The sequence below is a fragment of the Streptomyces gobiensis genome, from assembly GCF_021216675.1.
GTDB classification, from domain to species: domain Bacteria; phylum Actinomycetota; class Actinomycetes; order Streptomycetales; family Streptomycetaceae; genus Streptomyces; species Streptomyces gobiensis.
The window spans coordinates 2,470,596-2,496,328 of sequence record NZ_CP086120.1 but is presented as its reverse complement, the minus strand read 5'-3'; the positions used below and the strand labels follow the sequence as shown (position 1 = coordinate 2,496,328).

The following is a 25,733-nucleotide window of genomic DNA, read 5'->3' as shown; positions in this document are numbered from 1 at the left end:
CAGATGAGACCCAGATGAGACACACCCGTACGCCTGCGCGTATCCCCGTCACCCTGGCCCTCCCTGCCCTGCTGGCGGTCGCGTTTCTGCTTCTGCCGCTGCTCGGGATCCTGGCCCGCACCTCGTGGAGCGACGTCGGCGGTCATCTGACCAGCCCAGGGGTCACCGAGGCACTGCGGCTGTCGCTGGTCGTGTCCTGCTGGGCACTGGCCCTGTCCCTGCTGCTCGGAGTGCCGCTTGCCTGGACGCTGGCGCGGGTGGACTTCCCCGGCAAGGCACTGGTGCGTTCGCTGGTCCTGCTGCCGATGGTGCTGCCGCCCACCGTCGGCGGTGTCGCCCTGCTTCTCGGGTTCGGCCGCCGGGGGCTGCTCGGGCCCTGGCTGGAGGGCACCTTCGGCATAACGCTGCCCTTCCACACCTCGGGTGCCGTACTCGCCGCAGCGTTTGTCTCGATGCCCTTCCTGGTCATCAGCCTGGAGGGCACCATCGCCGGGCTGCGGCCCCGTTACGAGGAGACCGCCGGTTCGCTGGGCGCCTCGCCGGTACGGGTCTTCTTCACCATCACCCTCCCCATGGTCGCCCCGGGCCTCGTTGCCGGAGCCGCGCTGACCTGGGCGCGGGCGCTGGGCGAGTTCGGGGCCACCATCACCTTCGCCGGTAATCTCCCCGGCGCCACCCAGACGCTGCCGCTGCAGGTCTATCTGCTGCTCCAGGACCAGCCGGAGGCCGCGACCTCCGTTTCCCTCCTGCTCCTCGTTATCGCCATGGCCGTGCTGATCGCTTTGCGCGGTCGCTGGACCGGCGCGACGGCGGACAGCTCACGCGGCCCAGGGCGGCAACGCGAGCGGAAGCCGGAAGCGAAGAGTGAGGAGGCCGCAGAGGCCGGGGAGACTGAGTCCCCGGCGACAACCGACCGTTGGTCCCTACGCGCCGACCTGACCGGCTTCACCCAGCTCACCCTGGACGCCGAACCGGGGACCACCATCGCCGTGGTCGGGCCCAACGGCGCCGGTAAGACCACCCTGCTACGGGCCCTCCTCGGCCTCACCCCGCGTGCCCATGCCACCCTTCGCCTCGGCGGCCTGGATGCCACCACCCTGCCCCTGCACCGCCGTGGGGTCGCGTGGGTGCCCCAGGACGGTGCCCTCTTCCCGCACCTGAACGCCCTCGCCAACACCGCCTACGGACCGCGTGCCCACGGGGCGAGCCGCGCCGAGGCCCGTCGTACCGCCCAGCGGTGGCTTGACCGCCTCGGTGTCGGCCACCTCGCCCACCGCAAGCCCGCCCAGCTCTCCGGCGGTCAGGCCCAGCGGGTCGCCCTCGCCCGTGCCCTGGCCACCCGCCCCCGGCTGCTGCTCCTCGACGAACCCCTCGCCGCCCTCGACCAGACCACCCGGGCCCATGTCCGGCACACCCTGCGCAGCCACCTCGAAGGGTTCGGCGGTGTCTGCCTGATCGTCACCCACGACCCGGTGGAGGCGGTCTCGCTCGCCGACCGGGTCCTCGTACTCGACGAAGGCCGTGCCCTCCAGGACGGCCCGCCCGCCGAAGTCACCCGGCACCCGCGCTCACCCTGGGTCGCCCGCATGCTCGGCCGTAACGCCTGGCCCGGCACCGCCACCGCCGACGGCCTCGAACTGCCCGGCGGCGGCCGTCTCATCGTCGCCGACCCGCTTCTCGCGGACACCGAAGCGCTCGCGATCATCGCCCCGGAAGCCGTCTCCGTCCACCGGGGAAGGCCTTCCGGCAGCCCGCGCAATGTGTGGCCCGGAACCATCAGGGAGATCACCGCCGTCGGCAGCCGGCTACGCGTCCTGATCACCTCCGGCCAGGCCCCCGACCTCGTCGCCGAAATCACCCCGGAGGCAGCCGCCGAGCTCGGCCTCACGGACGGAACACCCGTATGGACGAGCGTCAAGGCCACCGAGACCACCCTTGTGCGGATCTGACGTGGTGACCCGCACAGAGCGGCCTGCCCCCACGAACTCGCCGCGTACGTCGTGGCCCTGGACGGCGGCGCCATGGATCGGGCTGGATCGGGCCTGTACCAGAAGGTAATTGACCAAGCGTTCGAATACTTCGGCTGCGGAATGGTCCAGGCGTCGCTAGCGTGGCAGGCACACTGATTCCTCACCTTGAGGAGGCATTGCCATGCCTGCCATGCCTGAACAGCCCGAGGGTATGCCCTGCTGGGCCGACGTCACGGTCCCCGATCTGGCGGCGGGGAAGAGGTTCTACGGTGAGCTGTTCGGCTGGACCTTCGACGAAGGCTCAGCGGAGTACGGCTACTACACGCAAGCGTTCTCCGACGGCAAGAAGGTCGCCGCGCTCGCGCCCCCGATGCCCGGCGGCGAGGAGTGGCCCACGGCCTGGACCGTCTACTTCGCATCACCGGACGTCGATGCGACCGCCGCCAAGGTCCGGGAGCATGGCGGACAGATCCTCCTGGAGCCGATGACCGTGGGGGATTTCGGCAGGATGCTCATCGCCCAGGATCCGGGCGGCGTCGTCTTCGGCGTCTGGCAGGCGGGCACCCACCGGGGCTTTGAGAAGAAGGGCGAGCCGGGATCGTTCTGCTGGACCGAGATCGCCACCCGCGATCCCGATGCCGCGGATGCCTTCTTCCCGGCCGTCTTCCCCTTCGGGGTGAAGCGGATGGAGGACCCCGCCATGGACTACAAGGCGTGGGGCATCGCAGGCGAGACCGTGGCGGGCCGCTTCAAGATGACCCCGGACATGCCCGCTGAGATGCCGCCGTACACCGAGGTCTACTTCGCCGTCGACAACTGCGATGAGGCGGTCGCCACGGTCACCGGGCTCGGCGGTCATGTGAGCTTCGAGCCCATGGACACTCCCTTCGGCCGTATCTCGGGCGTCGCCGACCAGCAGGGCGCGAAGTTCGCTCTCATCGACCCCAAGACGACCAAGGGAGACATGCCCACATTCACCTGAGCGCGCTGGACTGCTTCGCTACTCCCTGCCCCTGCCGATCTCGATCTTGCGGCGCCTGGCCTGCTCGGCCTTGGGGACGCGTACGGTGAGCACCCCGTCAGCCAGCTCGGCCTCGATGTTGTCGCTGTCAATACCGCCGGGCAGCGTGCTGCGGTAGCTGAACTGTCCGGTACGGCGGGCCAGCACCTTGCCCTGCTGCTCCTCCGTGATCTCACCGGTGATGCACAGCTCATTGCCCTCCAGCTCTACCGCCACGTTCTCGCTGGGGACACCGGGCAGCTCAGCCCGCACCACATAGGCGTCCTCGGTCTCCATCTCCTCGGCGAGCGGCATCCAGGGGTGCTCGCCCACGGGGGCCGCGGCCCGCTCGACGAGCCGTCCCATCTCGTCCCACAGCGTTTCGAACTCGCTGAAGGAATCCCGGATCCCCCAGGGGTGCGTACGGCGGGCGGGGGCGCCGCCTGAACGGCGTACCGGCAGTGTCATGGCACTACCTCCGATCGGTCTGTCGCGCCATCGTTCCCTGTTGCTCCGTCGGCCTGTCGGTCCATCGGACTGTCTGTCCCGGCCTGCGAGCCGGGTACCAGGCTGCCTAAAATTGACACATGGCCCGACCTAATACGGAGGTCGAGGCTCTGTTGCAGGAGTATGCCGACCTCCTCTCCATCACCGGCGGCGACGCGTTCAAGGTGCGTGCCTATGAGCGGGCCGCCCGGGCGATCGGCGGGCATCACGCCGATGTCTCCCAGCTTGACCTCAAGGACCTCAAGGAGATCCCCGGCGTCGGAAAATCGATCGCTGAGAAGGTCGTCGAGTACTTCCGCGAGGGCAGCGTCTCCACCGTCGAGGAAGCCCGGGCGAAGATCCCGGAGGGGGTGCGGCAGCTCACGGCCATCCCCACCCTCGGGCCCAAGAAGGCCATGGTGCTGTATGAGGAGTTGGACATCTCCTCCGTCGACGAGCTGGCCGACGCGCTCGACGACGAGCGGCTGCGCGATCTGAAGGGCTTCGGTCCGAAGACCGAGGACAACATCCGCCACGGCATTGAGCTGATGCGGGCGGCCAGCGACCGCTTCCAGCTCAACACCACCATGGAGCTGGCCGAGGAGATCCTGGCCACGCTCTCCGAGGTGAGCGGCTGTGAACGGTGCGCGTACGCCGGATCGCTGCGCCGGATGCGGGAGACCACCGGGGACATCGACATCCTGGTCGCGGCGGAAGACTCCGGCCCGTTCATGGCGGCGTTCATCAACGCGCCCTTCACCGCCGAGGTCATCGCGCACGGCGATACGAAGTCGTCGATCCGCACCACCACGGGACCGCAGGCGGACCTGCGGGTGCTGCCGCCGGACTCCTGGGGCGCCGGGCTGCAGTACTTCACCGGGTCGAAGGCGCACAACATCCGGGTACGCACCATCGCCGTACGCCATGGGCTCAAGCTCTCCGAGTACGGCCTCTTCGACGCGGAGAGTGGCGACAAGATCGCCTCGGAGAGCGAGGAGGACGTATACGCCAGGCTCGGCCTGGACTGGATCCCGCCAACGCTGCGCGAGGACCGTGGCGAGGTGGCGGCCGCACAGAGCGGTGAGCTTCCCCAGCTGGTGGCCGATCCGGACATCCGCGGTGATCTGCACACCCACACCGACCTCACGGACGGCCGCGCGTCGCTGGAGGACATGGTGGCCGCGGCGGCGGAGCGCGGACTCTCGTACTACGCGATCACCGATCACGCGCCCAGGCTCCGGATGCAGGCCATGACCGACGAGAAGATGCTCGCCCAGCGGAAGCGGGTGCGCGAGCTTGACGAGCAGCACCGCCGTCACCACCGTGGACCGCGGCTGCTGCACGGGACCGAGCTGAATATCGACGCTGACGGCGGTGTGGACTGGCCGCCCGAGTTCCTCCAGGACTTCGACCTGTGCGTCGCGTCGGTGCACTCCCACTTCAGCCAGAGCCGGGACGCGATGACCCGGCGGCTCATCCGGGCCTGCGAGAACCCGTATGTGCACATCATCGGCCATCCGACGACCCGCCTCATCGGCAAACGTCCGGGCGTCGACGCCGATCTGGACGAGGTGTTCGCCGCCTGCGCCCGCACCGGTACCGCACTGGAGATCAACGCGAGCCCGGACCGGTTGGACCTGTCCGATGAGCACATTCTGCGGGCCAAGCGGTATGGCGTGAAGTTCGCCGTGAACAGCGACGCGCACTCCATTGGTGAACTGGGCAATCTGCGCTACGGGGTGGGAACGGCGCAGCGCGGCTGGCTCACCGGCGAGGACGTCATCAACACCTGGACGCTGCGGCGACTGCGCCGGTTCCTGCGCAAGGACCGAGCGAAAGACCGGGCGAAGGACCGGGCGGCGTAGGCAGGTTTGACAAAGGTGCCTCCCGGGGCAGGGAAATGTCTTGTGCGCCCCAGTGGGTTCCCATGGTCTGCCATCCCGGGAGGAGTTGCCATGGATACCGCTCTGTCCGAGCCTCTGTCGGAGGCCGATGCCGAGGCGTATGTCGGAGGGATCTGCTTCAAGACCGGGCCACCCACGCGGGTGGGTGTGGAGCTGGAATGGCTCGTACGTGATCAGGCAGATTCCACCCGCCTCGTACCGCCCGAACGGCTCGATCCGGTCCTCGCGCCGCTCTTCCCACCCGGGGGGCTGCCGGGCGGCAGCAGGCTCACCCGGGAACCCGGCGGGCAGCTGGAGCTGAGCACTCCGCCGGGCGAGTCGCTGGCCGAATGCGTCACCACCGCCGCGGCTGACGTGGACGTACTACAGGCGGCGCTGGGCAGGGCGGGTGCGGCGCTCGAGGGCCGCGGGCTCGATCCGTACCGCAGTCCGCCCCGGGTGCTGGACCATCCCCGTTACCAGGCGATGGAGACCCACTTCGACCGCGACGGCCCCTGGGGCCGGGTGATGATGCGGGCCACCGCCGCCGTGCAGATCAGCCTGGACGCCGGAGACGACTCCGACGGCCCCTCCGGCTACCGGCACCGCTGGCAGCTCGCCCACCGGCTGGGCCCGGTCCTGGTGGCCGCCTTCGCCAACTCCCCGCTGTGGCGCGGCCGCCGCACCGGCTGGGTCTCCACCCGGCAACGGGTCTGGGCCCGTACCGACCCGGGCCGCACCCTCCCCCCACCGCCCAGCGCCGCGCCGCGCGAGCAGTGGACCCGCTACGCGCTGGACGCCCCCCTGCTGTGCCTGCGGCGCCGGTCCCACAACGGCGCCCCGGCCGACTGGACCGCCCCGCCGCAGCTCTCCTTCCGCTCCTGGCTGCGCGGCGGTCACCCGGAACGGCCGCCCACCCGCGCCGACCTGGCGTACCACCTCAGCACCCTCTTCCCGCCGGTCCGGCCGCGCGGCTGGCTGGAGCTGCGGATGATCGACGCCCAGCGCGGTGACGGCTGGATCGCTGCCACCGCCATCGCCACCACACTCCTCGATGACCCCTACGCGGCCAAGCTGGCCCATGCCGCGACCGAGCCGCTCACCGCGCCCGACATCTGGCTGCGCGCCGCCCGCCATGGGCCCGCCGATCCGCTGCTGGGCCCGGCGGTACGTACCTGTGTCGCCGCCGCCGAGTCCGCGCTGTACCGCAGCGACCCCGGCGGCGTACCGCATCGCGCCGTCGCCGCCTTCGCCGAGCGGTACGCCGACCGCGGCCGCTGCCCCGCCGACGACCACCTCACCGACTAGCACCGATGGGCGCCGACCAGCGCCAACCAGCACCGACTAGGAGCCCCAGATGCCCGTGCTGAACGACACCGCCGACACCGCTGTCCGACAACGTGCGCTCACCGCGCTGGAGCAGGCCCGGGCCCGCACTCACGCCCTGACCAGCTGCCTGGATGATTCGGAGCTGATGGCCCAGCACTCGGCGCTGATGTCACCGCTTGTCTGGGATCTGGCCCATATCGGCAACCAGGAGGACATCTGGCTGCTGCGCGAGGCGGGCGGCCAGCCCGCGCTACGGCCCGAACTCGACCCGGTCTACGACGCGTTCCGCACCCCGCGCGCCGACCGGCCCGGGCTGCCGATGCTGTCGCCCGACCGCGCGCGCCGCTTTGTCGCCGAGGTCCGGGAGCGGGCGCTGGACGTGCTGGCCGTCGCGCCGCTGACCGGCCATCCGCTCTTCCACGGCGGCTTTGTCTTCGGGATGGTCGCCCAGCATGAGCAGCAGCACGACGAGACGATGCTCGCCACCCACCAGCTGCGCCGTGGCCCAGCCGTGCTCAAGGCCCCGCCGCCGCCATCAGCCGTCGGCGGTGACCTGCCCCGCGAAGTCCTCGTGCGTGCGGGACCGTTCACCATGGGCACCGACCCGGAGACCGACCCCTGGGCGCTGGACAACGAACGCCCCGCGCACACCGTCGACCTCCCGGCCTTCTGGCTGGACACCACACCGGTCACCAACGCCGCCTACCAGGAGTTCATAGCCGACGGCGGCTATACCAAGTCCCGCTGGTGGCACCCGGACGGCTGGGCGTACATACGGAAGACCCAGCTGAGCGCCCCGCTCTTCTGGCGGCGCGAGGGCAACATATGGCTGCGCCGACGCTTCGGCAGCCTGGAGCCCGTACCACCGGCCGCACCGGTGATGCATGTGAGCTGGTACGAGGCCGATGCCTACGCCCGCTGGGCCGGGCGGCGGCTGCCGACCGAGGCGGAGTGGGAGAAGGCCGCCCGCCATGACCCGGACACCGGCCACTCGGCACGCCATCCCTGGGGCGATACGGACCCCGGCCCCGAGCACGCCAACCTTGGCCAGTGCCACCTCGAACCCGCGGCCGCCGGTGCGTATCCGGCCGGTACGGCCCCCTGCGGGGCGCGGCAGCTGCTCGGCGACGTATGGGAGTGGACCGCCTCCGACTTCACCGGCTATCCGGGCTTCACCGCCTTCCCCTACCGGGAGTACAGCGAGGTGTTCTTCGGCGGGGAGGCCGCCACGTACAAGGTGCTGCGGGGTGGCTCCTTCGGCACCGATCCGGTCGCCTGCCGGTCCACCTTCCGGAACTGGGACTTCCCCATCCGGCGACAGATCTTCGCGGGGTTCCGTACGGCGAGGGATGCGTGATGTGCCGTCACCTCGCTTATTTGGGGCCGTCCACCACACTGGCCGGGCTGGTGACCGAGCCGAAGTGCGGGCTGTATGAGCAGTCCTGGGCGCCGCGTATGCAGCGGCACGGCACCGTCAACGCCGACGGCTTCGGGCTCGGCTGGTACCCGTATATCGCCGATGGCCCGCCCCGTCCCGCCCGCTATCGCCGTTCGGTGCCCATCTGGGCCGATCCCAACCTGCCCGATCTCGCCCGTACGATCCACAGCCCGGCCGTGCTGGCCGCCGTGCGTGACGCCACCCCCGGCACCAGCCAGGACGAGTGCGCCGCCGCCCCCTACGCGTACGACCACTGGCTGTTCAGCCACAACGGTTCCATCCCCGACTGGCGGCAGCTCCCCGGTGATCTCGGAGTCCGGCTGGCCACGGCCGATCTGCTCGGTCTGGAGGCCGGCTGTGACTCCGCTCTGCTGTGGGCGCTGCTCCAACAGCGGCTACGGGCCGGTGAGCCGCCCGCCGGTGCGCTGGCCGACGTCACCCGGCGTATCGCCGCGGTCCGGCCCGGCGCCCGGCTGAACCTTCTGCTCACCGACGGCCGCACGATCACCGCTGTTCGGCACGGTGACACCCTCTGGTACCGCGGGGGCCTCGACGATGTCCCCAGCGTCCTGGTCGCTTCCGAGCCGGACGCCACCGACGGCTGGCAGGAGGTGCCCGAGGGCTCCCTCCTGATGGCCACCCCCCGCACTGTCCGCACCATCCCGCTGGCTCCCGTCCGCGCCGTCGAGAGGACCGCACCGCATGATGAGCTGCTTCTCCCTTGAACACCGGCTGCCCGCAGGCCACTTCACCGAGGCGCTGCGCGCCGACGCGCTCAAGGGCCTGACGGACCAGCCCAAGACCCTGCCGCCCAAGTGGTTCTACGACGCCCGGGGCAGCGAGCTCTTCGAGGAGATCACCGGACTGGCCGAGTACTATCCGACCCGCGCCGAACACGAAATCCTCCGTGACCACGCCCCCGCCATAGCCGCCGCCCTGCCCGCCGAGGTTCACACCCTCATCGAACTCGGCTCCGGATCCTCCCGTAAAACCCGCCTGCTGCTCGACGCCCTCACCCGGCACAGCGGCCTGGAGCGCTACGCCCCCCTGGACGTCAGCCCCGACGCACTGCGCCAAGCGGGCGAAGCCCTGTGCCGCGACTACCCAGGACTACGCGTCACCGCCACCGTCACCGACTACGAGACCGACCTCACCCTCCCGCCCGAGGGCCCCCGCCTGGTCGCCTTTCTCGGCGGCACCCTGGGCAATCTGGACACCGCCGAGCGCCGCGCCTTCTACGCCTCCCTGCGCCGTCAGTTCACCGGCACCGACGCGCTGCTCCTCGGCGTCGACCTGGTCAAGGACCCGGACACACTGGTACGCGCCTACGACGACGCCCAGGGCGTCACCGCCGAGTTCAACAAGAATGTCCTGCACGTCCTCAACCGCGAACTCTCCGCCGACTTCGACCCGGACACCTTTGACCACCGCGCCGTGTGGAACGCCCCCGCCTCCCGCATCGAAATGCGGCTGCGCTCCCGGCTGACCCAGACCGTGGCCCTCCCCGCGCTCGACCTCACCGTCGACTTCGACCGGGGCGAAGAACTCCGCACCGAGATCTCCGTCAAATTCCACCGCGCCCCTCTCACCACCGAACTGGCCCACGCCGGCTTCACCGTCCACCACTGGTGGACCGACCCCACCACCCGCTTCGCCCTCCTCCTCGCAACCCCCGCTTAACGACGCGCCGGGCGCCGTGATCCGCGCCGCGCTGTCCCGCTACGTCAGCCGAGCGCGCGGCGCGCGGAGGACCGGACGCCTCCCGCTAACGCCCTCTTCTGCGCGCCGTACCGCCAGTGCCCCTCTGCGCGCCGTACCGCCGCGCCCGCTTCCGGGATGCCGACCGTGGCCCGCAACCGGGGCCAGTCAACCGTGGGTTCGCTGACTCGGGTGCGGGCTTCGCGGGTATATACCGTCAAAAGGAGGTCGGTGCTATGACACCCGACCTGATCTGGGGCGTCCTGCTGTTGGCCGGGGTCGGCTATGAGGTTTTCGCAATTTTCAACACCAAAGCCGGTGACACACTTTCTGAGCGCGTCCGCGCTTGGTTCCGTACCCACACCCATCCGGGTCGCGCGGTCTTCGCGGCCGTCTGGGTGGTGTTCGCCGGGTGGTTCCTGGTGCACATCCTGGGCTGAATGGGGTCATCAGGCTGATCGGCTGAACACACAGCGCGATCGCCTGAATGGAGTAGTTACGCGAGACAGTGCGGATAAATCCTCCCAATCTGGGTTCACGAGGTACACCCGGGCCGGGGAGCGGGTGCCCAGCCGCTACGTGCTAGGCACCTCGCTCGTAGGAGGTGCCGCATGCCGCAGGTGCACGTCTACGTATCCATTCCACTTCCCGTCGACGAGGTGTTCTATTTCCTCGCCGACGCGCGAAACCTGCCCCGCTGGCACTCCGGTGTGATGGAGGTCCACTCCGATACCAACAGCGGGCAGCAACGGGTCGGGGGCCGCACCTACCAGTACCGGTTCCCGGGGCGGCATCGTGACTTCCGGCTGGAGCGCTGCGTCTATGAGCCCGGCGTCCGGATCGGGTTTCTGGGCCAGCGGATGTGGACCCCCCTGGGCACCCAGGTACCGCGCTTTGACTTCCGGTTGTGGCCACGGGGACCGCACAGCTGCCGGGTTGGGGTCCAGGTCACCTCATCGCTGACCGGAGGCCTGCTGCTGCTCTGGCCGGTGGTGGCGATGGGCTGGCGGCGTGATCTGCCCGAGGACGCACAGCGGCTGTACGAGGTGCTGACCGGCACCGAGGAAGTCGCCGATGTGGGCTTTGAGCCCGGACGGGGCCTGGAAGGCATGGGCATCGGCCAGCAGCCCCGCCGGTCCGCCCGCCGCTTCCGGCTGCCCGCGCCACCGGCCATCCACCGCTGACGGGGACCAGTCGGCCTCAGCCCGGGAAGACTCGACCGGCGCCGGCTCGCCTGCGTCCCTACGCTGGGAGGACGGGAGGTGAGCAGATGAGCTCCGTGCCCTTCGCGCCGTGGCTGCGGGAAGTGCGGGCCGTGGTGCTCGACACCGACGGAGTGATCATCGACTCCGCGCGGGTGCACGCGGCGGCCTGGAAGGAGGCCTTCGACCCCTGTCTGCGGGAGCAGGCGGAACTCAGCGGCACCCCGTTCCGGCCGTTTGACGCCCAGGAGGAGTACCGGCGCTTCGTCGACGGCAAGTCCCGGCTCGATGGCGCCGCCGACTTCCTCGCGGCCCGCGGCCTGCGGCTGCCGCCCGAGGCGGTGCAGGCCGTGGCCGCCCGTAAGGAGCAGGCGTTCACCGCCGCGCTGCGGCGTAACGAGGCCGAGGTCTGGCCGGGCAGTGTGCGGCTGCTGCGCGCCCTCGGCGGCGCCGGGGTGCCCTGTGCCGCCGTATCCGCTTCCCGGCACGCCCGCGAGCTGCTGGAGAGCACTGGGGTGCTGGAGCTGCTGCGGACGGTGGTCGACGGCCGTACGGCGGCCGAGCTGGGGCTGCCGGGTAAGCCCGACCCCGCGCTGTTCGAGGAGGCGGCCCGGCGGCTGGGCACGCCCGCCTCCCGTACGGCGGTCATCGAGGACGCGCTGGCCGGGGTGGAGGCGGGCCGCCGGGGCGGCTTCAGCCCGGTCATCGGGGTCGACCGCACAGCGGGACCGGACACCGCCGCCGAGCTGCGCGCCCATGGCGCCGATCTGGTGGTGCGGGATCTGTCGGAATTGCTGCCAGGGGAGGAGTGAGCGAACGATGCCGGGCTGGGTGTGGGAGTACGAGGGGTACAACCCCAGGGAAGAGCGGCTGCGGGAAGCCCTGTGCACTCTGGGCAATGGCTACTTCGCCACCCGGGGCGCGGCGCCGGAGACCACCGCGTGCGATGTGCACTATCCGGGCACCTATGTCGCGGGCTGCTACAACCGGCTGGTGTCGGAGGTGGCCGGGCGGCAGGTCGAGAACGAGGACATGGTCAACCTGCCCAACTGGCTGCCGCTGCGCTTCCGCGTCCTGCCCGACGGGTCCTGGTGGACACCGGACCAGGACGGGCTGCTGGAGTACCGGCAGATCCTCGATCTGCGCCATGGCACCCTCACCCGGTCGCTGCGGTACGAGGACCCACAGGGCCGGCGGCTGCGGGTCGAGCAGTGCCGGCTCGTCCATATGGGAGACCCGCATCTGGCGGCCCTGCGCACCACCTTCACCGCCGAGGACTGGTCGGGCACGCTGGAGATCGAGTCCGCGCTCGACGGTGCGGTGGCCAATGAGGGGGTGGAGCGCTACCGCGCGCTGGCCGGGAAGCATCTGACCCATATACACACCGGGGTACCCGGGGCCGGGAGCGGTGAGATGTGGCTGCGCTGCCGCACCTCGGAGTCGGATATCCGGATCGCGCTCGCCGCCCGCACCCGGGTCACCGAGGGCGAGCCACAGGCCATGGAGCCGCGTCTCACCGACGACCGGGCCGCCTATCTGCTCACCGTCCCCATCGCGCCCGGTCAGCCCGTCACCGTCGAGAAGACCGTCGCCCTGCACACCTCCCGGGACCCGGCCATCAGCGACCCGCTGCACGCCTCGCTCGACGAGGTGGCCCGCGCGCCCGCCTTCCACAAGCTGCTGGTCTCGCAACGGCAGGCCTGGGGGCTGCTCTGGCAGCGCGCCCAGCTGTCCGTACCGAACGAGGCGGGGGACATCCTGCGGCTCCATCTCTTCCATGTGCTGCAGACCCTCTCGCCGCACACCGCCGGGCTCGATGTCGGGGTACCGGCCCGCGGTCTGCACGGTGAGGCCTACCGCGGCCATGTGTTCTGGGACGAACTGTTCGTGCTGCCCTACCTCAATCTGCACCTCCCCGAGGTCTCCCGGGCACTGCTCAACTACCGCCACCAGCGGCTGGCGCAGGCCTGCCGGGCGGCCGCCGACGCCGGGCACAAGGGCGCCATGTACCCATGGCAGAGCGGCAGCGACGGCCGTGAGGAGACCCAGACGCTGCATCTCAACCCGCGCTCCGGGCGCTGGCTGCCGGACTTCTCCCGGCTTCAGCACCATGTCGGCTCGGCCATCGTGTACAACATCTGGCACTACTGGCAGGCCAGCGGCGACACGGAGTTCCTGCACACCAACGGCGCCGAGATGCTGCTGCGGATCGCCCGCTTCTGGTCCGACATCGCCGAATGGGACCCCGCTGAGGCACGGTTCCGGATACGGGGCGTGGTCGGCCCCGATGAGTACCACGAGGCGTATCCGGACGCCGACCGGGCCGGTATCGACGACAACGCCTATACGAACGTCACCGCCTCCTGGACCCTGGCCCGCGCCCTTGATCTGCTGCACGACCTCCCGGCCCCGCGCCGTCAGGAGCTGAGCGAACAACTCGAGCTGGACCCCGCCGAGCTGAACCACTGGGAAGAGGTCTCCCGGCGGCTGCGTATCCCGTTCCACGCGGGCGTCATCAGCCAGTTCGAGGGCTACGGTGAGCTGGCCGAGCTCGACTGGGACGGCTTGCGCGAGCGGCATGGGGATATCCGCCGGCTCGACCGGATCCTGGAGGCCGAGGGCGACTCCGTCAACCACTACCAGGCGTCCAAGCAGGCCGATGTGCTGATGCTCGGCTACCTCTTCTCACCCGCCGAACTGACCGCGCTCTTCCAGCGGCTCGGCTATCCCCTGGACGAAGCCCTCTGGCACCGCACGGTCGACTACTACCTGCGCCGGACCAGCCATGGCTCCACCCTGAGCGGTCTGGTGCACGGCTGGGTGCTGGCCCGGGTGCGGCGGCCCGACGCCTGGACGTATATGCAGGAAGCGCTGCTCGGCGATGTCGCGGACCTGCACGGCGGCACCACCGAAGAGGGCATCCACCTGGGCGCCATGGCGGGCACCCTGGACCTCGTACAGCGCGGGCTGACCGGCCTGGAGGCCCGCGAGGACGAGCTGTGGTTCGACCCGGCACCGCTGCCGGAGCTGTCCGGCTTCAGCTTCTCCATACGCTACCGGGGCCACTGGGGCGTACGGGTACGGCTCCAGGACGAGACCTTCCGGATCAGCCTGCCGCGTTCGGCCCAGGCGCCGATCCAGATCGTGGTCCCCGGCCAGTCCTTCACCGTGGCCCCCGGGGGCTCCCGCAAGATACGGCTGACCGGCCCCAGCGCGCGGGACGTCCGGCCCACCCCCTGGAGCCACTGGCCACCGGAGAACGGGCTCAGCGGGGGCGCCTAGGTCTTGTCTGACAGGTCCTAGCCCCGGTGGGCGTCCTCCAGAGCCCGAATATCGATCTTCTCCATGCCTAGCATCGCCTTCATGACCCGCCCGGACCTGGCGGGGTCGGGGTCGCTCATCAGCTCGGTCAACTGCCTCGGGACGACCTGCCACGACAGCCCGAATCTGTCCTTCAGCCAGCCACACTGCTGTACTTGCCCGCCCTCGCCGAGCTTCGCCCAGAAGTAGTCCACTTCTTCCTGCGTCGCGCAGTCCACCTGGAGCGAGACGGCTTCGTTGAACGTGAAGTGCGGGCCGCCGTTCAGCGCGACAAACCGCTGTCCCGCCAGCTCAAAGGTGACCGTCATCACCGACCCCGGCTCCCCGGGCCCCACCTCGCCGTACCGCTGCACATCCACGATCCGGGAGTCGTCGAAAACCGATGTGTAGAAGTTCGCCGCCTCTTCGGCCTGGGTGTCGAACCACAGACAGTTGGTGATCTTCTGCATGATGCGTTCTCCTCGCTGCCCGAGCTTGAGTGCCTGCGAACAGACGGACCGGCTGCGCCGCCAAAACTCATCGCTGCGGCCGTTGGGAAACGCCCCGAGCGAGCCGCCGATCAGTCGCTGGGCAGCGGGACCTGCCAGCTGATGCGGGTGCCGGTGCCCGATTCTGGCGGCGGGCCCACGGTCAGGGTGCCGCCCAGCTGTTCGGCGCGGGAGCGCATGTTGGTCAGGCCGCCCGTGTGCGGGGTGGCGCCGATGCCTACGCCGTCGTCGGTGACCGTCAGGGTGACCTCGTCCGCGACCGTGAGGGCGACGTCGACTCGGCGGGCGACAGCGTGCCGGGCGGCGTTGCTGAGGGCTTCGGCGGTTACGGCCAGGACGTGGTCGGCGATCTCGGCTGGGACGTCGGTGTCGAGGCGGCCGTCCATGGTCAGGGAGGGCAGGAAGCCCAGGGCCGGTACGGCGGCTTCCACGGTCTGGATCATCTGGTGACGCAGACCCTTCTCGTCCGTCCTGCCCCCGGTGGACCGGAGGGCGAAGATGGTGGATCGAATGATCTTGATGGTCTCGTCCAGATCGTCCACCGCCCGGACCACGCGGTCCGCCGCCTCGGGCCGCTCGATCAGGCGACCCGCGCTCTGCAGCGTCATGCCGGTGGCGAACAGCCGCTGGATCGCCAGGTCGTGCAGATCGCGGGCGATCCGGTCCCGTTCCTGGAGCAGCGTGAGTTGCTCGGCCTCCGCCCGGTGCCGGGCCAGCTCCAGGGCGAGGGCCGCCTGGGCGGCGAAGCTGGAAAGCAGCTTGACCTCGGTGGCGTCGAACTCCGGACGGTCCGCCAGCCGCGCCAGCCGGAGTGCACCGGGTGCCTGCTCCTGCGCGGAGAACAGTGGTACGGCGACGGTCGGGCCATGGGGTTCCTTGAGCTCCGGGAAGGCGTGGCCGCGCTCATCTGTCCGGATGTCCGCGGTGACGGTGGGCTCACCGGTCCGCGCGGCCACACCGGCCAGCGAGTCGTTGATCGGCACGGTGCGACCGGTGAGCTTCCTGGCCTCCAGCCCTTCGGCGACCGTCACACACAGCTCGCTGCGGTCGCTGGTCGGCAGCAGCACACACGCCGAGTCCGCCTGTGCGACCTGGAGGGCATGCTGGGCGATCAGGCTCAGCACGGCCTCGGCCGAGGCGCCCGACAGCAGGGTGCGGGTGATCTCGCCGCTCGCTTCCAGCCACTTCTCGCGGCGCCTGCTCTCGTGGTAGAGCCGGGCGTTGTCGATGGCGACCCCGGCGGCGACGGAGAGGGTGGTGAGCACCGCCTCGTCATCGGCGTCGAACTGGGCGCCGCCGTGCTTCTCGGTGAGATAGAGATTGCCGAAGACTTCATTGCGGACCCGGATCGGCACGCCCAGGAAGCTTCGCATCGGGGGGTGGTGGGCGGGGAAGCCATAGCTGGCCGGATGCTTCGTCAAGTCGGTCAGCCGCAGCGGCTCCGGATTGCGGATCAGCTCCCCGAGAATGCCGTGTCCGGAGGGGCAGGGGCCGATCTTCTGGATCAGCTCCTCCGGGACGCCGACCGTAAGGAACTTGGAGATCCGCTGCTGGTCGCCGACGACGCCCAGCGCACCGTACGCGGCATCGGTCAGTGCCACCGCCGCTTCGATGATCCGCCGCAGTACCTGCTCCAAGTCCAGCTCGCGGCCTACGCTCAGTACGGCCGCAAGCAGGCTGTGCATCCGGTTCTGTGAGGTACGGGCAGCGTCCAGCCGCTGCTGAAGCTCATCCAGCAGTTCATCGAGCCGCAGTTGGGGAAGATCCGGCGACTGATGCTTCTGCCGCCCCTGTCCCGCGGCATCCGGCATGTGCCCCTCCCAGCTCGTCTCTCCCCCTCAACAGGGTACGGGGACCACCGCCACCGGACAGTGTGACCGGTGCAATATGGCGTGATGCAGCGGAGTGAGCCGTATCCCCCTGCGGCCCTCCCGGGGCCTGGCCCCCACCACCAGCAGCTCCGCGCCATAGGAGGCGTCCAGCAGCGCCGAGTGTGCGGAGCCCTCGACGACGCGGCGCACCACACGCACCCCATGGCGCCCGTGCAGCCCCTCGGCCAGCGCGTCTTCCAGGGAATCCGAGGCCTGTTGGGGCTGCCCCCGCCAGGCCCGTACGGCCAGCAGCTCACCGCCGCACCGTGCCGCCTCGCCGAAGGCGAACTCCACAACGGCAGCGTGCGGCTCCTGCTCGGCCACCCCCACCACCACCCGGGGGCGCGGGGTCTGTGGTACCCCCACCCGGCCGCGCATCACGACCACCGGACAACCCGCGAACGCCGCTGCCCCCGAGCCCACCGACCCCAGCAGCAGCGAGACCAGCGTGCCCCGGCCACGCGAGCCCACCACCAGCAGGGAGGCCTCCACGGCTACGCGCGGCAGATCCCACACGGGAGGATCGGGCAGCAGCCTGGTCATCACCTTCACCATGGGAGCCCGCAGCGCGGCCCGGCCCGCCGCCGTGGCCAGCATCGCCTCCTTACGGATCCGCTCGGCCGGTAACCGATCCGCGCCCGCGTACCGTTCCCGCAGAACCGCGTGTACGAGCAGCAGCGGGGCGCCCTGCCGCTGCGCGCGGTCGGCCGCCCACTCCACGGCGTCGAGCGCCGACTCAGTGCCATCGATCCCTACGACCACGGGCTTGACCAGTTCCATCCCCACACCGCCTTTCGCTGCCTTTCGTTGCGTTTTCGCAACCGTGTCCTGGTTGGTCCCACAGCTACAGAGGCGCGCCGGTCCCTGGAAGGGGCCATTCGGCCCCATGCGGACAACTGCCTCATGCCTCACGCTGTGTTCCGGGGGGTACACGGGCTGTGGCACTCGTGGGGGGTGACCCGCCCGTGGGTCCGGTCCGCCCGGCTCACTCGGTGAGCCGGGCGGACCCATGTGTCAGTAGCGAGAGACCCAGGGAGCCATCTATGACGACGACCGCAGCATGGCCCACCGCTCATATGGACGGCGCACACGCACTGCTGGCCGATGGGACGCCCGTACGCATCCGGTCCGCACGGGCGGCGGACCGCGAGGCGGTCCTGCGGATGTACCGGGAGATGTCGCCGGAGCATCTGCGGATGCGATTCCTCGGGGCGGGCAACCGTGTCACTGAACGGTCCGCCGAGCGCATCTGTGCCGATGACCGCCCTGGTGACCGGGCGCTGGTGGTGCTGCGGGGCGAACAGGTGCTGGGGGCAGCGGAGTTCCACCGTAATGAGCCCGGTGGTGATACGGCCGATGTCGGTATCGCCGTCGCCGGGGACTGGCACCGCCGGGGTGTGGGAACCCTGCTGATGGAACACCTGGTACCGCTGGCCCGCCGGGACGGCGTCCGCGCCTTGACCGCCGACGCGCTCGCCGCGAACGGCCCGCTGTTCAGGCTGGTCGCCGACCTCGGACTGCGTACCACCATCCGCTGCGCGGACGCCGAGATGCACTGCACCATAGAACTGAGCGCGGTCGACGAGCCACTGCCGCGACCCCGCTCGGTCGTCGTCATCGGAACCGGGCGAAGACCGGACTCGGCCGACCGCGCGATCCTGCGCAGGATCCGCGAACACGGCTTCACCGGTGAGCTGTACGCGGTCGGCAAGCGGGACCCGCTGCCCGCCGGGGCCGATCTGGCCGTACTCGTCATCGCCGCGCACGCCGTTCCCGAGGCGGCCGAACGCTGCGGCAAGCAGGGCATACGGGCACTGATCGCCGTCAGCTCTCGGCTCACCGATGCCCAGGGAGTCGCTCTCCAGGAGATCTGCCGCGGCTACGGCATGCGGCTGGTCGGCCCCAACTGCCTTGGCCTGTCCCCCGGCACCGCCCGGGGCACCTCCCTGCTGGACGCTCTCCCGGCTGCGTACCGGCGTCTCCAGCTCTGTCTCGCCGGGCGACACCTGCGACGTCAGCAACGTCAGCGGCAATGACCTGCTGAGGGGACTAGTACGGGAGTTGCACGGGGGACAGGGCCGAACGGCCCTGGCTGCGCAACCCGCGTTGAGCGACGCTGGGACGTATGACTGCTCCGGCCACCCCCATCGGTGTCTTCCTCCTCGACGACCACGAGGTCGTACGCCGAGGCCTGCGTGATCTGCTGGAGGCCGAGGCCGACCTCACCGTGGTCGGCGAGGCGGCGGATGCCCGTGAGGCCCTGGCCCGCGCCCCGGCGCTGCGCCCGGATGTCGCCGTTCTGGATGTACGGCTCGGTGACACGGCGGAGGGCAGCGACGAGGAGGGCATCGAGGTCTGCCGTGAGCTGCGCGCCCGGATGCCGGAGCTGGCCTGTCTGATGCTGACGTCCTTTGACGACGATGAGGCGCTGTTCGACGCCATCATGGCGGGTGCCTCGGGCTATGTCCTCAAGCAGATCAAGGGTTCTGACCTGGTCTCGGCCATCCGCACCGTAGCCAGCGGCCAGTCCACGCTTGACCCGGGCGCCACCTCCCGTGTGATGGCCAGGCTGCGCAGCACACCGGAGCCGGACACCCCCGCCGAACTGGCCCGGCTCTCCCCCCGGGAGCGGGAGATCCTGGAGCTGATCGGCGACGGCCTCACCAACCGCCAGATCGCTGAGCGCCTTTACCTCGCCGAGAAGACCGTGAAAAACCGCATCTCCTCGATCCTCGCCAAGCTCGGCGTAGGCCGCCGCGTCCAGGCTGCCGTCATCGCCGAACGCATCCGGGAACGCGAACGGGACTAGGGCCCGTCTTGTGGATCTTGCCGGAACAGCGGATCCCCCAACTAGCTCCCCCAGCGGTAGCTGGGGGAGAAGTCTGGGGGAGTGCGGGCCAGGGGGCGCGGGCCCGGTTTGATCCGTGAGACGTGCTCTAGGCGTGGTCGTGGGGGACGCCGGTGTGGGCGAGGGCGCTGGGGGTGAGGCGGCCGACGATCGCCGGGGCCTCCTGGACGAGCGCGTCGTCGGTGAGCGCCTCCACCATGAACAGCGCGAAGTCCACACGGCGCGTCAGGTTGCTGGCCAGTACCGGGTCACCCACGTGCCGGCTCCACACGGGCAGGCCCTGGCTCTCGCCTTCCTCCAGGGTGCTGCCGCGCACCACGGTCCACCGGGTGTCGCTGGCGAACACCCGGCTGCACGCCTCCACCTGGTCGTCGATCTCGACGGCGCGGACCAGCTTGCCCAGCACGGCGGCGATCCGGACGCCCATGCTGAACATCCGGGAGTACTTGTCCTTGCCGTCGCGCGTGATGTGCCAGCCGCAGGAGAAGACCAGGCGTGCGCCCGGCCGTGCGTGGTCGAGCACCGCCTGCGCCGTGCCCGACGCGTACTGCTGCACGCCCCAGGGCACCAGCACCGTCAGCACCCCGTCGCACCCGGCGACCGCCCGCCGGATCACCTCCGGGTCGTTCGTAGGTCCGGGGACGACGGTCATCCGGCCTTCGAACGCGGCCAGCTTCGGCACGCTGCGCTCCCGGCACACGCCGACCACCTCGTAGCCGCGTTCCAGCGCGTGCCGGACCATGTACTGCCCGAGCTTCCCCGAAGCCCCGATGATGCAGACCTTCTTCACACGATCCGTGCCCATGGCGCAGCCCTTTCGCCGGAATGCTGATCTTATGTTGTAAGGTACGCTAGCCTTATGCTGTAAGGCAGTCAAGAGGAGCGAAAGGAGGGGCGGATGCGCGAGGGAGGCAAGGGCCAGCGCAGGGCGTCGGCGCGCACCCCGCTCAGTCGCGAGCGCGTGATCCGAGCCGCGATGGCGGTGGCGGACGAGAAGGGCTCGGCCGCGCTCACCATGCGGGCCATCGCGGAACCGCTGGGCGTCGAGGCGATGTCGCTCTACCACCACGTCGCGGGCAGGGAGGACATCCTCGACGGCATGGTGGACGCGGTGTTCGGCGAGATCGACCTGCCGCCGCGCGACACGGACTGGAAGAGCGCCATGCGCCACCGCGCGGCCTCCGCCCGCGCCGTGCTCCGGCGCCATCCGTGGGCAGTCGCCCTGATGGACTCCCGCACTCGGCCCGGCCCCGCGACCCTGCGCCACCACGACGCCGTCATCGGCGCGTTGCGCGCCGGAGGGTTCTCCGTCCCGATGGCCGCGCACGCCTTCTCGCTGATCGACAGCTACCTGTACGGCTTCGTGATCCAGGAGCTGAGCCTGCCGTTCAGCGGCTCGGCGGAGCTGGACGAGGTCGCGGGCGCCATCCTGCGCGAGATGCCCGCCGACGCCTACCCCCACCTCACCGAGCTCGTCACCGAACATGCCCTCAAGCCCGGCTACGACTACGCCGACGAGTTCACCTTCGGCCTCACCCTCATCCTCGACGCCCTGCGCCCGGACGAGGGCGCGAGCGCCTAGCCCCAACCCCGCCCCTTCCCGAAAACTGGAGGCTCCGCCCCCGGACCCCCGAGTGTTGTGGGCACTCGCAGCCCCGCGAGGGGCGTGGGCCCGCCCTGCTACGCAACCACCCATCCACACCAGCCACGACGCTCCGGCCAACCCCGCAATGGAGCTCGCGACGCTTGGTGGGCACAACACCCGGCCACCGGCCCGCACCGGCCACCCCCGGGGCCCCGGGGCGGAGCCCCGGTTTCCGGGAAGGGGCGGATACGGGGAAACCCACCCACGGCACCCCGCAGCAGCCGGGCGAAGCCCCCGCCACGCGGCGGAGCCGCATATCGGCACAGCCGGGAAGGGGCGGCGTTTGGGGAAAGGCCACCCGGCCACGGCCTGAGCGACGGGCCCCACCCGGAGGGGACCGGTGCCGCCGGGCGGGGCCGGCAGCCGGTCGGCGAGGGACCGCCGGTGCCGCTAGCCCTGGACGGGGACGCGGGCCTGCCGGAGTGGGGCGCCGGCGCGGTGGAGGCTGGTGAGGGCCTGCCGGTAGGAGGTGATCAGTCCGGTCTCCACGTAGTCCACGCCCAGTTCCTCGCAGTAGTGCCGGACGATGGCCTTGGCCTTGCGCAGGTGGGGGCTGGGCATGCTGGGGAACAGATGGTGCTCGATCTGGTGGTTCAGCCCGCCCAGCGCGAGATCGGTGAGCCAGCCGCCGCTCACGTTGCGTGAGGTGAGCACCTGACGCCGCAGGAAGTCCGGGCGGTCCTTGCCGGTCAGAGTCGGCATGCCCTTGTGGTTGGGGGCGAAGATGGAGCCGAGGTAGACGCCGAAAAGGCACTGGTGAACGGCGAGAAAGGCGATCGCCATACCGGGCGGCAGCACCAGGAAGAGCGCGGCCAGATAGACCGCGAAGTGCGCGATCAGCAGCGTGCCTTCCAGCGTGCGGTTCTTGAGCGAGCGGTTGGCCAGCGCCCTTACCCCCGCCACATGCAGGTTGAAGCCTTCCAGCGTGAGCAGCGGGAAGAACGTGAACGCCTGCGTACGGCCGATCAGGCGGGGCAGCCCCTTGGCGGCGCGGGCCTGCTTCTGGGACCAGACCAGCACATCGGGATTGAGGTCGGGGTCGAGTTCTTCGTGGTTGGGGTTGGCGTGGTGGCGGGTGTGTTTGTCCTGCCACCATCCGTAGCCCATTCCGATGCCGGCGTTCCCGGCGATCCGCCCGGATATCTCGCTGGCTTTCCGCCGCCGGAACACCTGGCGGTGGGCGACGTCATGCGCGACCAGGGCGACCTGGCCGAAGACCAGGGCGAGGAAGGCGGCGACCGCCAGCGTCCACCAGCTGGCGCCGACGAGCACGAAGGCGGTCCAGCCGCCGGCGTAGAGCGCGGCCACCGCCGTGATACGGGCCGTGTAGTAGCCGGGGCGGCGGCCCATCAGACCGGCGTCGGCGATCTTCTTCGACAGCCGGGCGAAGTCACTGCCGGACGTGGGCGGTGGTGGGGGGCGGACCGCGGTGTGCGTCGTCATCGGGAGGAGTCCTCTCTGTTGCAGGTGGGGGGATGGTCCGGGCGGTGTCCCGGTGTCTGGGGGGTGTCCTGGCCGCACCGCGCCTCGCGGTGGGGACGGGCCGCGTGGCCCGGTCTCACAGCGCGATGTACTCGCGGATTCTGCCCCGCACCATGGGCCTGGGGGCGCCAATGGACAGGGGGAGGGTGGCGAAGCGGTCGGCCAGGGCTGCAGGGGTGAGCGGCGGGCTGAGGGGGAGGGCGACCTTGCCCGCGGCGTCCTCCTGCCACGGGCCGTCCTCGACCTCACGGACGCGTACGACCCGCCCGTCGACCACGTAAACAACGCCACGCAGCAGCGGGCGCTTGTCCTTGCCAATGGTGAACCACATGCGGTCGGCGTCCCGCTGGGCCGGGCTGTCCTCGCCCCGGCCGGTCTCGCCGTGGGGCCGCCCGTCGGGGGCGACCTTCGCCGTGTGTATGCCGCGGTAGACGACCATGACCACACCGGCGGCGCGTTCGCGGGCCCGTACGGTCTTGGGGTCCAGGCCCAGCAGGGCGGCGGCCTGACTGACCCCGCCGGCTCTCGCCACGATCTCGCGGATTACCGCCGCGTGCTCCTCACGGAGTCTGTTCTGCCGGGTTTCGATGGTGCGCAGCTGCTCAAGGAGATCGCGAATGCCAGCCTTTCCTTGCATGGACCGAAGGCCCTTGCTCACCATTTGTCCACTGTTTTCGCGCTGCTGTCAATGACGGGGAACCGACCGGAGATCTTCCACGAGCGGTTACCGCCCTACCGCTGTACCCGCCTCACCGCGCCAGCGGGTCCAGGACCAGTGGCTGGACCTTGCCCTTGAGCATCGCCGCCAGGCCGTTGACGGCTCCCACCGCCGGGTTCTCCGCGATACGTACCGGCATCGCTGTCGCCCGCCGCAGCCGTTCGTCCAGTCCGGGCAGCAGCGCGCTGCCGCCCGCCAGCATGATCCCGCGGTCGGCCAGGTCGGCCACCAGCTCGGGCGGGCAGCGGTGCAGTACGTCGCGGATCGCGTCGACCAGACCCGCCAGCAGGCTCTGCATGATGGCCTGCACCTCCCGCGGGTCGACCTTGGCCGTACGGGACCGCCCGGTGGCCACATCCCGGCCGTGCACCTCGGTGACCGGCGACATGGGGCCGGCGGCGGCCACCTCCAGATGCAGCTCCCGTACCGCTTGGCCGGGCAGCATCAGCTCATGCTGGTTCCGGAGATGCTGCAGCACCGCCTGGTCGATCGTCTCCCCGCCGACCGGCACCGTCGCGGCGGCCACGATCTCGCCCAGTGACAGCACCGCGACCTGGGTGACCCCGGTCCCGCACACCGCGATCATCGTCGCTTCGGGCTGCCCGACCGGCAGGCCGCAGCCGATTCCCGCGGCGATCAACGTGTCGACCAGCTCCACCCGCCGGACCCCAAGCCCCTTCAGCGTTTCCTCGGCCGCCCGCCGAGCCAGCGGATCGGCGTCATGCGGCACACACACCGCTCCCCGCAGCAGCGGCTTGCGCCGCCAGGCCCGGTGGAGCTTTTCGCCGGCCATGGCGCGCAGCATCCGCTGTGCCATCTGGATGTCCACCACCGTCCCCTGCGAGACGGGGTGCACGAGCTTGATATGGGCCGGGGTGCGTCCGGCCATCCGCGCGGCGGGCTGGCCCACGGCCATCAGCCCCCCGCTCCGGGTATTCACAGCGACGGCAGACGGCTCATCGACGACGAGCCCGGACTGCTTCACATAGATACGGGTCCGGGTTGTCCCCATATCGACGGCTAGCGTGCAGCGGCGCAGTTGCTCATGGCTGAGGGTCACAGCGGTTCTTCTCCCCGCGGAAGGTGGTGGGCGAGTTCTCCCTCATCGTGCGGCGCCCGCCACCGGTCCGCCCGCTGAGCTGGTCCGGACGGGCGGATTCCGGTCATGCAGACCCCTCCACATGATGCCTACTGGACGGTAGGGTCATGCCCCCGGTGCACGAAGGGGCCCTGATGACGAAGGAAACGGAGCGGTGGCTTCGCATATGGAGCCACCGTGAGCAGCTGCTGAAGGTGGCCCGGCGGCGTTCTGTCAGCATGGACGATGCCGAGGACGCGGTGCATGAGGCGATGGTGCGGGCCTCGGAACGCCCGCATCTGGACGATGAACGGCTGGGCGGCTGGCTGACGACCGTGACCATCCGGCTGTGCGTCGACCGGCACCGGCAGCTCAACCGGGACGCCGCCGTGGGCAGCCGCAGCGCGCATACGGTCGTGGTGCCGGTCGAGGAAGCGGTGTGCGACCGCGCGGAGGCCAGCTGGCTGGCCCGCCGCAGCTGCGACCTGCCCGTACGCCAGGCGGAGGCGCTGTGGCTCAAGGCGGAGGACCTGGACGTCGGACAGGTCGCCCGGAAGATGGGCCTGAACTACCGCACGGTGGAGTCACTGCTCGCCCGTGCGCGCCGGACCCTGCGTAACTCGCTCGCCGGGACACTCGCCCTCACGCTGTGGCTGATCGGCCGCCGACCACGGACCGGTGGCAGCGGCGTTCAGGCCATGGGTGCGGTCTCCACCGTGGCGACGCTGGCCGTACTGGGCCTGGCGCTGCCCAGCAGCAGCCCGCCCCCGGACAGCGGCAAACCGCGGCAGCCCGCCACCTCCCACGCCGATACACCGTCCCCGGGTGACTTCGGCCGGACCGGGTCCGGCCGTAATCCCTCGCCGTGGCCCCCGGCGGCGCGGGAGAGCGGTCCCTCGCCGAGCCCGTCGCGCTCCGGGATGTCCCTGCTGGATCTGGAGCTCCCCGAGGTGGAGGTGCCGGAGGTGCCCGCCCTGACGGACGTTCCCGATGTACCGAATATGCCGGATATCCCCAGCGTCCCTGATCTCCCCAATACTCACTTGCCTAATACTCACCTCCCCGATGCTCCGAGCCTCCCCGATACTCCGAGCCTCCCCGGTCTTCCCGAAGCCGGGGAAATCCCTGATGTGTCGGAATCTCCGGATGTGCCACTTCCGTTGCCGTCCTCCTCGGCGCCGTCTTCGGGTAGCCCGCGTCCCTCCATGGATGCACCCACTGACCTGCCCGTAAACCCTTCCGGCAACCTTCCCGACATCCCCTAGAAAAAAATTCC

At 70.4% G+C, this 25,733-nt stretch carries 23 protein-coding genes; 15 read left to right on the top strand and 8 right to left on the bottom strand.

Annotation, left to right across the window (positions count from 1 at the left end; genetic code table 11):
* Positions 1-14 precede the first annotated feature (14 nt).
* Positions 15-1,949 carry an ABC transporter permease gene (locus test1122_RS11470; protein WP_232269076.1) on the top strand — a complete coding sequence of 645 codons (1,935 nt, stop codon included), beginning with the start codon at positions 15-17 and terminating at the stop codon, positions 1,947-1,949.
* A 211-nt stretch (positions 1,950-2,160) separates the two neighbouring features.
* Positions 2,161-2,952: a VOC family protein gene (locus tag test1122_RS11465; RefSeq protein ID WP_232271869.1), complete on the top strand. Its 792-nt coding sequence runs from the start codon at positions 2,161-2,163 to the stop codon at positions 2,950-2,952.
* An 18-nt stretch (positions 2,953-2,970) separates the two neighbouring features.
* Here test1122_RS11465 and test1122_RS11460 read toward each other — a convergent pair whose 3' ends face one another.
* Positions 2,971-3,438 (bottom strand): Hsp20/alpha crystallin family protein, encoded by a 468-nt coding sequence (locus tag test1122_RS11460; RefSeq protein ID WP_232269075.1) that lies wholly within the window; start codon positions 3,436-3,438, stop codon positions 2,971-2,973.
* 119 nt (positions 3,439-3,557) lie between these two features.
* Between test1122_RS11460 and polX the strand changes: the two genes are divergently transcribed.
* From polX to test1122_RS11415, 9 genes are all read left to right on the top strand, one after another.
* Entirely contained in the window at positions 3,558-5,321 is a 1,764-nt protein-coding gene (gene polX / locus test1122_RS11455) for a DNA polymerase/3'-5' exonuclease PolX (protein ID WP_232269074.1), read from the top strand.
* 90 nt (positions 5,322-5,411) lie between these two features.
* A complete protein-coding gene (egtA, locus tag test1122_RS11450) occupies positions 5,412-6,647 on the top strand; it encodes an ergothioneine biosynthesis glutamate--cysteine ligase EgtA (protein WP_232269073.1) in 1,236 nt (411 codons plus the stop codon).
* 49 nt (positions 6,648-6,696) lie between these two features.
* Positions 6,697-8,025: an ergothioneine biosynthesis protein EgtB gene (gene egtB, locus test1122_RS11445; protein ID WP_232269072.1), complete on the top strand. Its 1,329-nt coding sequence runs from the start codon at positions 6,697-6,699 to the stop codon at positions 8,023-8,025.
* Entirely contained in the window at positions 8,025-8,831 is an 807-nt protein-coding gene (gene egtC, locus test1122_RS11440) for an ergothioneine biosynthesis protein EgtC (RefSeq protein ID WP_232269071.1), read from the top strand. The genes egtB and egtC overlap by 1 nt, the downstream gene beginning before the upstream one ends.
* Positions 8,812-9,786 (top strand): L-histidine N(alpha)-methyltransferase, encoded by a 975-nt coding sequence (egtD, locus tag test1122_RS11435; RefSeq protein ID WP_232271868.1) that lies wholly within the window; start codon positions 8,812-8,814, stop codon positions 9,784-9,786. The genes egtC and egtD overlap by 20 nt, the downstream gene beginning before the upstream one ends.
* A 254-nt stretch (positions 9,787-10,040) precedes the next feature.
* Positions 10,041-10,244, top strand: a complete 204-nt coding sequence (locus test1122_RS11430) for a DUF7427 family protein (RefSeq protein WP_232269070.1) — start codon at positions 10,041-10,043, stop codon at positions 10,242-10,244.
* Between the two features lie 171 nt (positions 10,245-10,415).
* Entirely contained in the window at positions 10,416-10,988 is a 573-nt protein-coding gene (locus test1122_RS11425; protein WP_232269069.1) for an SRPBCC family protein, read from the top strand.
* Positions 10,989-11,074: 86 nt separating this feature from the next.
* Complete coding sequence (locus tag test1122_RS11420; RefSeq protein ID WP_232269068.1) at positions 11,075-11,818, top strand: HAD family hydrolase; 744 nt, start codon at positions 11,075-11,077, stop codon at positions 11,816-11,818.
* 7 nt (positions 11,819-11,825) lie between these two features.
* Positions 11,826-14,288 (top strand): glycoside hydrolase family 65 protein, encoded by a 2,463-nt coding sequence (locus test1122_RS11415; protein ID WP_232269067.1) that lies wholly within the window; start codon positions 11,826-11,828, stop codon positions 14,286-14,288.
* Positions 14,289-14,305: 17 nt separating this feature from the next.
* Here test1122_RS11415 and test1122_RS11410 read toward each other — a convergent pair whose 3' ends face one another.
* From test1122_RS11410 to test1122_RS11400, 3 genes are all read right to left on the bottom strand, one after another.
* Positions 14,306-14,776, bottom strand: a complete 471-nt coding sequence (locus test1122_RS11410) for a VOC family protein (RefSeq protein WP_232269066.1) — start codon at positions 14,774-14,776, stop codon at positions 14,306-14,308.
* A gap of 110 nt (positions 14,777-14,886) precedes the next feature.
* The gene (locus test1122_RS11405; protein ID WP_232269065.1) at positions 14,887-16,626 is read right to left on the bottom strand and encodes a sensor histidine kinase; all 1,740 of its coding nucleotides are present in this window, start codon (positions 16,624-16,626) and stop codon (positions 14,887-14,889) included.
* A 27-nt stretch (positions 16,627-16,653) separates the two neighbouring features.
* Positions 16,654-17,466, bottom strand: a complete 813-nt coding sequence (locus tag test1122_RS11400; RefSeq protein ID WP_232269064.1) for a universal stress protein — start codon at positions 17,464-17,466, stop codon at positions 16,654-16,656.
* Between the two features lie 263 nt (positions 17,467-17,729).
* On the opposite strand from test1122_RS11400, the gene test1122_RS11395 reads away from it, so the two are divergent.
* Entirely contained in the window at positions 17,730-18,722 is a 993-nt protein-coding gene (locus test1122_RS11395) for a GNAT family N-acetyltransferase (RefSeq protein WP_232269063.1), read from the top strand.
* A gap of 89 nt (positions 18,723-18,811) precedes the next feature.
* Positions 18,812-19,495: a response regulator gene (locus test1122_RS11390; RefSeq protein WP_232269062.1), complete on the top strand. Its 684-nt coding sequence runs from the start codon at positions 18,812-18,814 to the stop codon at positions 19,493-19,495.
* Positions 19,496-19,622: 127 nt separating this feature from the next.
* On the opposite strand, the gene test1122_RS11385 is transcribed toward test1122_RS11390, so the two are convergent.
* Positions 19,623-20,339, bottom strand: a complete 717-nt coding sequence (locus tag test1122_RS11385; RefSeq protein WP_232269061.1) for an NAD(P)-dependent oxidoreductase — start codon at positions 20,337-20,339, stop codon at positions 19,623-19,625.
* A gap of 93 nt (positions 20,340-20,432) precedes the next feature.
* Between test1122_RS11385 and test1122_RS11380 the strand changes: the two genes are divergently transcribed.
* Positions 20,433-21,116 (top strand): TetR/AcrR family transcriptional regulator, encoded by a 684-nt coding sequence (locus test1122_RS11380; protein ID WP_232269060.1) that lies wholly within the window; start codon positions 20,433-20,435, stop codon positions 21,114-21,116.
* 453 nt (positions 21,117-21,569) lie between these two features.
* Here test1122_RS11380 and test1122_RS11375 read toward each other — a convergent pair whose 3' ends face one another.
* From test1122_RS11375 to test1122_RS11365, 3 genes are all read right to left on the bottom strand, one after another.
* Positions 21,570-22,622, bottom strand: coding sequence for a fatty acid desaturase family protein (locus test1122_RS11375; protein WP_232269059.1), 1,053 nt, complete (start codon positions 22,620-22,622; stop codon positions 21,570-21,572).
* A 115-nt stretch (positions 22,623-22,737) separates the two neighbouring features.
* Positions 22,738-23,298, bottom strand: a complete 561-nt coding sequence (locus tag test1122_RS11370; RefSeq protein WP_232269058.1) for a hypothetical protein — start codon at positions 23,296-23,298, stop codon at positions 22,738-22,740.
* A 112-nt stretch (positions 23,299-23,410) separates the two neighbouring features.
* The gene (locus test1122_RS11365) at positions 23,411-24,439 is read right to left on the bottom strand and encodes a rod shape-determining protein (RefSeq protein WP_232269057.1); all 1,029 of its coding nucleotides are present in this window, start codon (positions 24,437-24,439) and stop codon (positions 23,411-23,413) included.
* 173 nt (positions 24,440-24,612) lie between these two features.
* Between test1122_RS11365 and test1122_RS11360 the strand changes: the two genes are divergently transcribed.
* Positions 24,613-25,722, top strand: coding sequence for a sigma-70 family RNA polymerase sigma factor (locus tag test1122_RS11360; RefSeq protein WP_232269056.1), 1,110 nt, complete (start codon positions 24,613-24,615; stop codon positions 25,720-25,722).
* Positions 25,723-25,733 lie beyond the last annotated feature (11 nt).